The organism is Bacillus pretiosus (genome assembly GCF_052947655.1).
Genome location: NZ_CM129593.1, coordinates 535,152 through 542,500, shown reverse-complemented (window position 1 = coordinate 542,500; position 7,349 = coordinate 535,152). Strand labels below are relative to the sequence as shown.

Below are 7,349 nucleotides of genomic sequence, written 5' to 3'. Positions count from 1 at the left end.
ACCACCTGCGCGCGCTTTACGCCCAATAATTCCGGATAACGCTTGCCACCTACGTATTACCGCGGCTGCTGGCACGTAGTTAGCCGTGGCTTTCTGGTTAGGTACCGTCAAGGTGCCAGCTTATTCAACTAGCACTTGTTCTTCCCTAACAACAGAGTTTTACGACCCGAAAGCCTTCATCACTCACGCGGCGTTGCTCCGTCAGACTTTCGTCCATTGCGGAAGATTCCCTACTGCTGCCTCCCGTAGGAGTCTGGGCCGTGTCTCAGTCCCAGTGTGGCCGATCACCCTCTCAGGTCGGCTACGCATCGTTGCCTTGGTGAGCCGTTACCTCACCAACTAGCTAATGCGACGCGGGTCCATCCATAAGTGACAGCCGAAGCCGCCTTTCAATTTCGAACCATGCAGTTCAAAATATTATCCGGTATTAGCCCCGGTTTCCCGGAGTTATCCCAGTCTTATGGGCAGGTTACCCACGTGTTACTCACCCGTCCGCCGCTAACTTCTTGAGAGCAAGCTCTCAATCCATTCGCTCGACTTGCATGTATTAGGCACGCCGCCAGCGTTCATCCTGAGCCAGGATCAAACTCTCCAATAAAGTTAGTTTGTCTAGCATCTAAAAATAAAAATTGACGTTTCACGTTGTTTGTTTCGTTCAGTTTTCAAAGAACTACTCGGTCGCTCATTTGCGACTTCCTTATGTTAACATCTTCGTTTTTCGATGTCAACTAAGTTTTTTAATTTCTTTTTTGTCGTTTTCTGCATTTCCGCATCAGCGACGGTTATTAATATATCATGTAGTATATAAGGGGTCAATACTTTTTATAAAAAAAATTCACATCCCGTTAAAATCTTAAAACCATGTTCCAAAAACCATTATAGTCTCCCTTCATTCTGCATCATACTCCATATCTCATATCTTATCGGTTTATCACGTTTACGAACGAGTGAAAATTCTAAATTTTATGTTATATTATTATTATAGGAGTGTGATGCAAATGAGCATTAAGTATTCGAACAAAATCAATAAAATCCGGACCTTTGCATTAAGTTTAGTATTTATCGGCCTCTTCATTGCATACTTAGGTGTCTTTTTCCGTGAAAACATTATTATTATGACAACATTTATGATGGTTGGCTTTTTAGCTGTTATCGCTAGTACTGTCGTTTACTTTTGGATTGGCATGTTATCTACTAAAACTGTACAAATTATTTGTCCAAGCTGCGATAAGCCGACCAAAATGCTCGGTCGTGTCGACGCATGTATGCATTGCAACCAACCTTTAACAATGGATCGAAATCTAGAAGGAAAAGAATTTGATGAGAAATATAATAAGAAGAGCTATAAATCATAGGCATATATAGGTACAATGTGCCCTTACAAAACTAAATGTTAAAAGGTGATTTCTTTGTTAAGAAATCACCTTTTGTATTTATCTTTAATTAAATTAGGTTCTTCACTGAACGTTTTAAATCCTCCTGAACCTAACGTAATTCCCATATATAATAAAGAAAGAGGGAGACGTTTACGTCTCCCTCTTTCTTTATTATATATTACGCCTTATGACACTCTGGACAAACGCCATAAATTTCTAAGCGATGACTATTAATAACGAAGCCTGTCGTTTTCGCAGCTTCCTCTTCAAGCTGTTCCAAACCTCCATAAGGAAAATCAACAATCTTACCACATTTTTCGCAAATCACATGATAATGTTGACTTGTAACATAATCAAATCTACTTGAAGCGTCTCCATAAGTTAATTCCTTTACAAGTCCAACCTCTTTAAATACACGTAAGTTATTATAGACAGTTGCAACACTCATATTTGGAAACTTACCTTCTAATGCTTTATAAATGTCATCCGCTGTTGGGTGCGTCATAGATTCCACAAGGTACTCTAAAATAGCATGACGCTGTGGAGTAATGCGTACACCCGTATTTTTCAGCATTTCTAGCGCTTCTTTTAATTCTTCTTTGACCACCGTCATGCACCCCGATTCTATACGGATTATTATTTTATAATTCTTATAAAGAGTGTACTCCTTTTCTTATAAATCGTCAATATTTCTACTATAAGTATGTGGTTTATTTTTGTATATAGCCTTATTCTTATATATCCTTCCCCATTTTCTATACATTTACATAGAAAAAAAGTGCGACATAATCGCACTTGGAATACTATCATCTGAGGAGGTATGCCCTACACTTCACTTTATGTAAGACGATAAAATATGTATAGACACTCGCCTTACTTCTATATATTTTATCTCCACAATGAATTTACTTTATATAAGAAAGAACCTCGTCAGTATGTCCCTTCACTTTCACTTTACGCCACTCTTTTACAAGCTCACCGTCTTTATTAATAAGGAATGTAGAACGCTCGATTCCCATATACTCTTTTCCAAAGTTCTTTTTCAATTTCCAAACATCGTATAATTCCGCTACCTTATGATCTTCATCTACTAAAAGTACAAATGGAAGCTCATGCTTCTCAATGAATTTCAGATGTCTGTTCGCTGAATCAGGACTTACACCAAGAATAACTGTATCTTTCTCTTGAAATAATCCATACGCATCGCGAAAATCACATGCTTCAGTTGTACACCCTGGAGTCATATCTTTCGGATAAAAATATAGCACTACGTTTTTACCACGAAAATCAGCTAAGCGAACTTGTTCCCCGTTACTTCCCTCTAATGTAAATTCTGGAGCCATTTCTCCTACTGTGATCATTGTTATCACTCCTACTCTTTTCTTTTACTATATCAAATGCTATCTTATTTTTCATTGTCTATTACAGACCTCATTACAAAAGCAAACGGTAATGTATATCCAATTAGCGCTTCTGCAATCGCAATCCATCTCCCTACTCCAATCGGAGCTATATCACCGTACCCAACGGACAATAAAGTAACTGCGCTAAAATATAAGCAAATTTCTACAAGTTGAAAAGATTGGGCATGCAAGCTTTCTCCATCTTCTTTCAAAACTGCAAAACCCATTTCTTCTAATACAACATAACTTAACCCAAACGCAATCAATACCGTTGTATAAATTAAAAATAAGGAGGCTAAATTATAAAGCGAAAAGAAACGCCTAGAATCTGAATATGAACTCCATAACAGTTGGACACTTCTCAAAATAGCAATTGCTGCAATTAATAGAATAAATCCCCATAACATGTCCTCCACCTCATTTTATATGTATGAGACGGCCATTGGATTTATCCCTTAGAAACAAACAAGCTTCTATAATTAATTCCCAGCACCACGGTACCTTTTTACCCCTTGATTCCAAAGAGTAATTGCAATCGTAAAACAGATAACACCAACGAATGGTGTTGCAAATGCATAGCTATTCCACTCTGTTTTTCTTAAAAAGTATGCTGCTGGATACACTCCGACAAACGCAAATGGTAAAACAAACGTTAAAATGAAGCGAATCACACGGTTATAAATGTTAACAGGATAGCGACCATAGTTACCTATGTTATACATTAGCGGCATAATTGAACTTTTCGCATCCGACCAAAAACCAAGGCTCGCAAGCGTAACAAATATCCCTCCGTATACAAGTGCTCCTCCTCCTACCATCAGTAAGAATAAGAAGAAATCGTACCAGTAAAAAGATAATTGCAGCTCCACTGCTGCATATCCCATTACAATTATTCCTGTAATCGCTCCAATTAAAGATTCCAGTTCCATTCTTTCTAATATAATTTGAAATAAACTATGAATCGGTCTCGTTAATATACGATCCATTTCTCCTTTAATAATGTAACGATCATTAAAGTCCCATATGTTAAAGAAAGCTGAGAAAATGGCAAACGGCACTAAAAAGAAACCATAAATAAAGATTACTTCTTCTCTACTCCAGCCCTTTAATGCTTGTGTATGCCCAAACACAACGAGAATAAAGATTAAATTAACAGCCTGTAGTGCTAAATCAGAAAGTAATCCAACGATAAAATCGCCCCGATACTCCAATTTTGTTTTTATATATTGGCTTGCATATTGCAAAAATAGGTTTATATATATCATCTCATCATCCCCCTTGTACAATTAGACGTTTTCTCGCCGTTCTCCACATAAGTACAATTGGAATAATAAGTACAATTGCCCAAATTACTTGGAATAATAATGCCTCATACAATTTACTTCCTTGTATACCTTCTGAAAAAATCATACTCGGAATATAACTAATCGCCTGAAACGGTAAAAACATCATTGCCTTTTGGGCCCATAACGGATAAAAACTAATTGGTAATAATAGACCTGAAAATAAATCAATAACGACACGTTTCGCATACATAATTCCACTATTATTAAATAGGAAGAACGTGAGCATTCCCGTCATTAAATTAATTTGTGTATTAATAATAAAACTAAATATTAAAGATAAGAAGAAATATAACCACGTTTGAAAATTCGTTGTAATTTGCAATGAAAATAATAAGGTAACGATAACCATACCTGGAATTGAAAAGAAAGCAAAACGAAATATTCCTTCACCAAGACCTTGCATCACTTTCATGCCTAAATAGTTATATGGACGAATGAGTTCTACTGCTACACGTCCTTCTTGAATCTCCATCGCAATTTCCCTGTCTATATTATTAAAATAAAAAGCACGTGCCATCCACGCAATTGCGATATAAGTAGTCATTTGCGAAATAGATAAACTTTCAATATTCTCTTTTCCACTATAAATTGCTTGCCATAAAAAATAATACGCACCGATATTAATTGTATAAATTAAAATCCCACTATAATAGTTTGTACGATACGCAAGCATCATTAAAAAGCGAATCCGAATCATTTCAATGTACTTACCCATGTTTAATACCTTCTTCATAAATGTTACGAATAATTTCCTCTGTAGATACTTCGTTAATTTTTAAATCTTTAATTTGAAAGGCTTGTACTACTTTAGAAATAAGCATTGAAATGATAACTTCTTCATTCGGTATTTTTGCAACCCACGCGTTTTCCTCTTTCGCTTTCGACCAAACGACATGACTATCTGGCATAACCATTGATAAAGCCTGATAGGAAACTGGTGCAATAAATTGAAAATGGATTTCCTTCTCTGCTCCCCACTGTGTACGAAGATTATTTAAAGAACCGTCATACATAATATTTCCTTCATCCAGCATGATAACGCGCTCACATAAAGCTTCAATATCAGTAATATCATGGGTTGTTAATAAGATTGTTGTTTTATAACGTTCATTCATTTCTTTTAAAAATTCACGTATTTTTAATTTCACAAGAACATCCAACCCAATTGTTGGTTCATCTAAAAATAATAACGGTGGATTATGAATTAATGCTGCCGCTAATTCACAACGCATTCTTTGACCTAGAGATAACTTTCGAACTGGCTTATCTAATAAAGGACCAATATCTAACGTTTCAATCACGTGTTCCATATGCTCTTTATACTGAGCGTCTGATACACCGTACACTTTTTTTAATAAACGAAAAGATTCTTGTACAGCAATATCCCACCAAAGTTGTGAGCGTTGACCGAAAACAACACCAATTGTTCTTACGAATTCTTCTCTCTGCTTATGCGGGTTCATCCCATTTACTAAAATTTCTCCTGATGTCGGAGTCAAAATCCCCGTAAGCATTTTAATAGTTGTTGATTTACCAGCACCGTTCTCACCGATATATCCAACCATTTCACCTTGTTTCACATTAAAAGATACATCATTTACTGCTGGTACTATTTTATAATTACGATTTAATAAATCGCGAAAAGCACCCTTTAATCCCGGACGACTTGAATAGGCTGTAAACTCTTTACGTAACCCTTGTACCTCAATTACCGATTTCATAATCGGCCCCCCCTTCCTAAATGTCACAACGAATAGTTTACCCAACTGCCTTCTCTATCACAAACAATACGTCTTTTCGAAAAACATGTTAGAATAATACATAGATTTTTGTAAGGAGATGAATTGTAGTGAAATTCACAAAATCAGAAGCATTACATAAAGAAGCTTTAGAACATATCGTTGGTGGCGTTAATAGTCCTTCTCGTTCTTTTAAAGCAGTTGGCGGCGGCGCTCCTGTTGCTATGGAACGTGGAAAAGGTGCTTATTTCTGGGATGTAGACGGAAATAAATATATCGATTATTTAGCAGCATACGGTCCTATTATTACTGGACATGCTCACCCGCACATTACAAAAGCAATTACAACAGCTGCTGAAAATGGTGTACTTTACGGAACACCAACAGCACTAGAAGTAAAATTTGCAAAAATGTTAAAAGAAGCAATGCCTGCATTAGATAAAGTCCGCTTCGTAAACTCTGGTACTGAATCAGTAATGACAACAATTCGTGTCGCTCGTGCTTACACAGGCCGCACAAAAATTATGAAATTTGCTGGTTGTTACCACGGTCATTCTGATTTAGTACTTGTAGCAGCTGGATCTGGCCCTTCTACGCTAGGAACTCCTGACTCAGCCGGTGTACCACAAAGTATCGCTCAAGAAGTTATTACCGTTCCATTTAATAATGTAGAAACTTTAAAAGAAGCATTAGATAAATGGGGACATGAAGTAGCAGCTATCCTTGTAGAACCGATTGTTGGAAACTTCGGTATTGTAGAGCCAAAACCTGGCTTCCTTGAGAAAGTGAATGAACTTGTTCACGAAGCTGGTGCACTAGTAATTTATGATGAAGTTATTACTGCTTTCCGCTTCATGTACGGTGGTGCTCAAGACTTACTTGGCGTAACACCAGACTTAACAGCGCTTGGTAAAGTTATTGGCGGCGGACTTCCGATCGGTGCTTATGGTGGTAAGAAAGAAATTATGGAACAAGTTGCCCCGCTCGGACCTGCATATCAAGCTGGTACAATGGCAGGAAATCCTGCTTCTATGGCATCCGGTATCGCTTGTCTAGAAGTTCTTCAACAAGAAGGTCTTTATGAGAAATTAGATGAACTTGGTGCGATGCTTGAAAAGGGAATTTTAGAGCAAGCTGCAAAACATAATATCGATATTACATTAAACCGACTAAAAGGTGCTTTAACTGTATACTTCACAACAAATACAATTGAAGATTACGATGCAGCACAAGATACAGACGGTGAAATGTTCGGTAAATTCTTCAAGCTTATGCTTCAAGAAGGAGTTAACTTAGCACCTTCTAAATACGAGGCATGGTTCTTAACGACAGAACATACAAAAGAAGATATCGAATATACAATTGAAGCTGTAGGCAGAGCATTCGCTGCTTTAGCGGATAATAAATAATCCCTTCATTGAAAAAGGAAAAAAGAAAGCACATCTTTCTTTTTTCCTTTTTTCTATTTCATAAATCCCTTATTAA

General features: G+C 36.9%; 8 protein-coding genes and 1 rRNA gene (1 of these 9 only partly in view). 2 read left to right on the top strand and 7 right to left on the bottom strand.

Annotated features, from left to right (window positions below):
• Positions 1 to 598, bottom strand: a 16S ribosomal RNA gene (locus tag ACU8YW_RS02785) (it extends 954 nt beyond the left edge of the window).
• A 400-nt stretch (positions 599 to 998) separates the two neighbouring features.
• On the opposite strand from ACU8YW_RS02785, the gene ACU8YW_RS02780 reads away from it, so the two are divergent.
• Entirely contained in the window at positions 999 to 1,355 is a 357-nt protein-coding gene (locus ACU8YW_RS02780) for a YgzB family protein (protein WP_000025063.1), read from the top strand.
• A gap of 199 nt (positions 1,356 to 1,554) precedes the next feature.
• Here ACU8YW_RS02780 and perR read toward each other — a convergent pair whose 3' ends face one another.
• The 6 genes from perR to ACU8YW_RS02750 form a co-directional block, all read right to left on the bottom strand.
• Complete coding sequence (gene perR, locus ACU8YW_RS02775; RefSeq protein WP_000237831.1) at positions 1,555 to 1,983, bottom strand: peroxide-responsive transcriptional repressor PerR; 429 nt, start codon at positions 1,981 to 1,983, stop codon at positions 1,555 to 1,557.
• A gap of 298 nt (positions 1,984 to 2,281) precedes the next feature.
• Complete coding sequence (bcp, locus tag ACU8YW_RS02770; RefSeq protein WP_097889312.1) at positions 2,282 to 2,737, bottom strand: thioredoxin-dependent thiol peroxidase; 456 nt, start codon at positions 2,735 to 2,737, stop codon at positions 2,282 to 2,284.
• Positions 2,738 to 2,781: 44 nt separating this feature from the next.
• On the bottom strand, positions 2,782 to 3,186 hold the full coding sequence (locus ACU8YW_RS02765) for a potassium channel family protein (RefSeq protein ID WP_098190910.1): 405 nt from the start codon (positions 3,184 to 3,186) through the stop codon (positions 2,782 to 2,784).
• Positions 3,187 to 3,258: 72 nt separating this feature from the next.
• Entirely contained in the window at positions 3,259 to 4,044 is a 786-nt protein-coding gene (locus ACU8YW_RS02760; RefSeq protein WP_000639385.1) for an ABC transporter permease, read from the bottom strand.
• A 4-nt stretch (positions 4,045 to 4,048) separates the two neighbouring features.
• Positions 4,049 to 4,840, bottom strand: a complete 792-nt coding sequence (locus ACU8YW_RS02755; RefSeq protein ID WP_000521517.1) for an ABC transporter permease — start codon at positions 4,838 to 4,840, stop codon at positions 4,049 to 4,051.
• Entirely contained in the window at positions 4,833 to 5,846 is a 1,014-nt protein-coding gene (locus ACU8YW_RS02750) for an ABC transporter ATP-binding protein (RefSeq protein WP_000843640.1), read from the bottom strand. Before ACU8YW_RS02750 ends, ACU8YW_RS02755 begins: the two co-directional genes overlap by 8 nt.
• Before the next feature lie 128 nt (positions 5,847 to 5,974).
• On the opposite strand from ACU8YW_RS02750, the gene hemL reads away from it, so the two are divergent.
• Positions 5,975 to 7,273, top strand: coding sequence for a glutamate-1-semialdehyde-2,1-aminomutase (gene hemL, locus ACU8YW_RS02745; RefSeq protein ID WP_000673249.1), 1,299 nt, complete (start codon positions 5,975 to 5,977; stop codon positions 7,271 to 7,273).
• Positions 7,274 to 7,349 lie beyond the last annotated feature (76 nt).

Coding starts and splice junctions, on each gene's coding strand:
- ACU8YW_RS02780 (WP_000025063.1), top strand. CDS start 999: ATGAGCATTAAGTATTCGAACAAAATCAATAAAATCCGGACCTTTGCA.
- bcp (WP_097889312.1), bottom strand. CDS start 2,737: ATGATCACAGTAGGAGAAATGGCTCCAGAATTTACATTAGAGGGAAGT.
- ACU8YW_RS02765 (WP_098190910.1), bottom strand. CDS start 3,186: ATGTTATGGGGATTTATTCTATTAATTGCAGCAATTGCTATTTTGAGA.
- ACU8YW_RS02760 (WP_000639385.1), bottom strand. CDS start 4,044: ATGATATATATAAACCTATTTTTGCAATATGCAAGCCAATATATAAAA.
- ACU8YW_RS02755 (WP_000521517.1), bottom strand. CDS start 4,840: ATGGGTAAGTACATTGAAATGATTCGGATTCGCTTTTTAATGATGCTT.
- ACU8YW_RS02750 (WP_000843640.1), bottom strand. CDS start 5,846: ATGAAATCGGTAATTGAGGTACAAGGGTTACGTAAAGAGTTTACAGCC.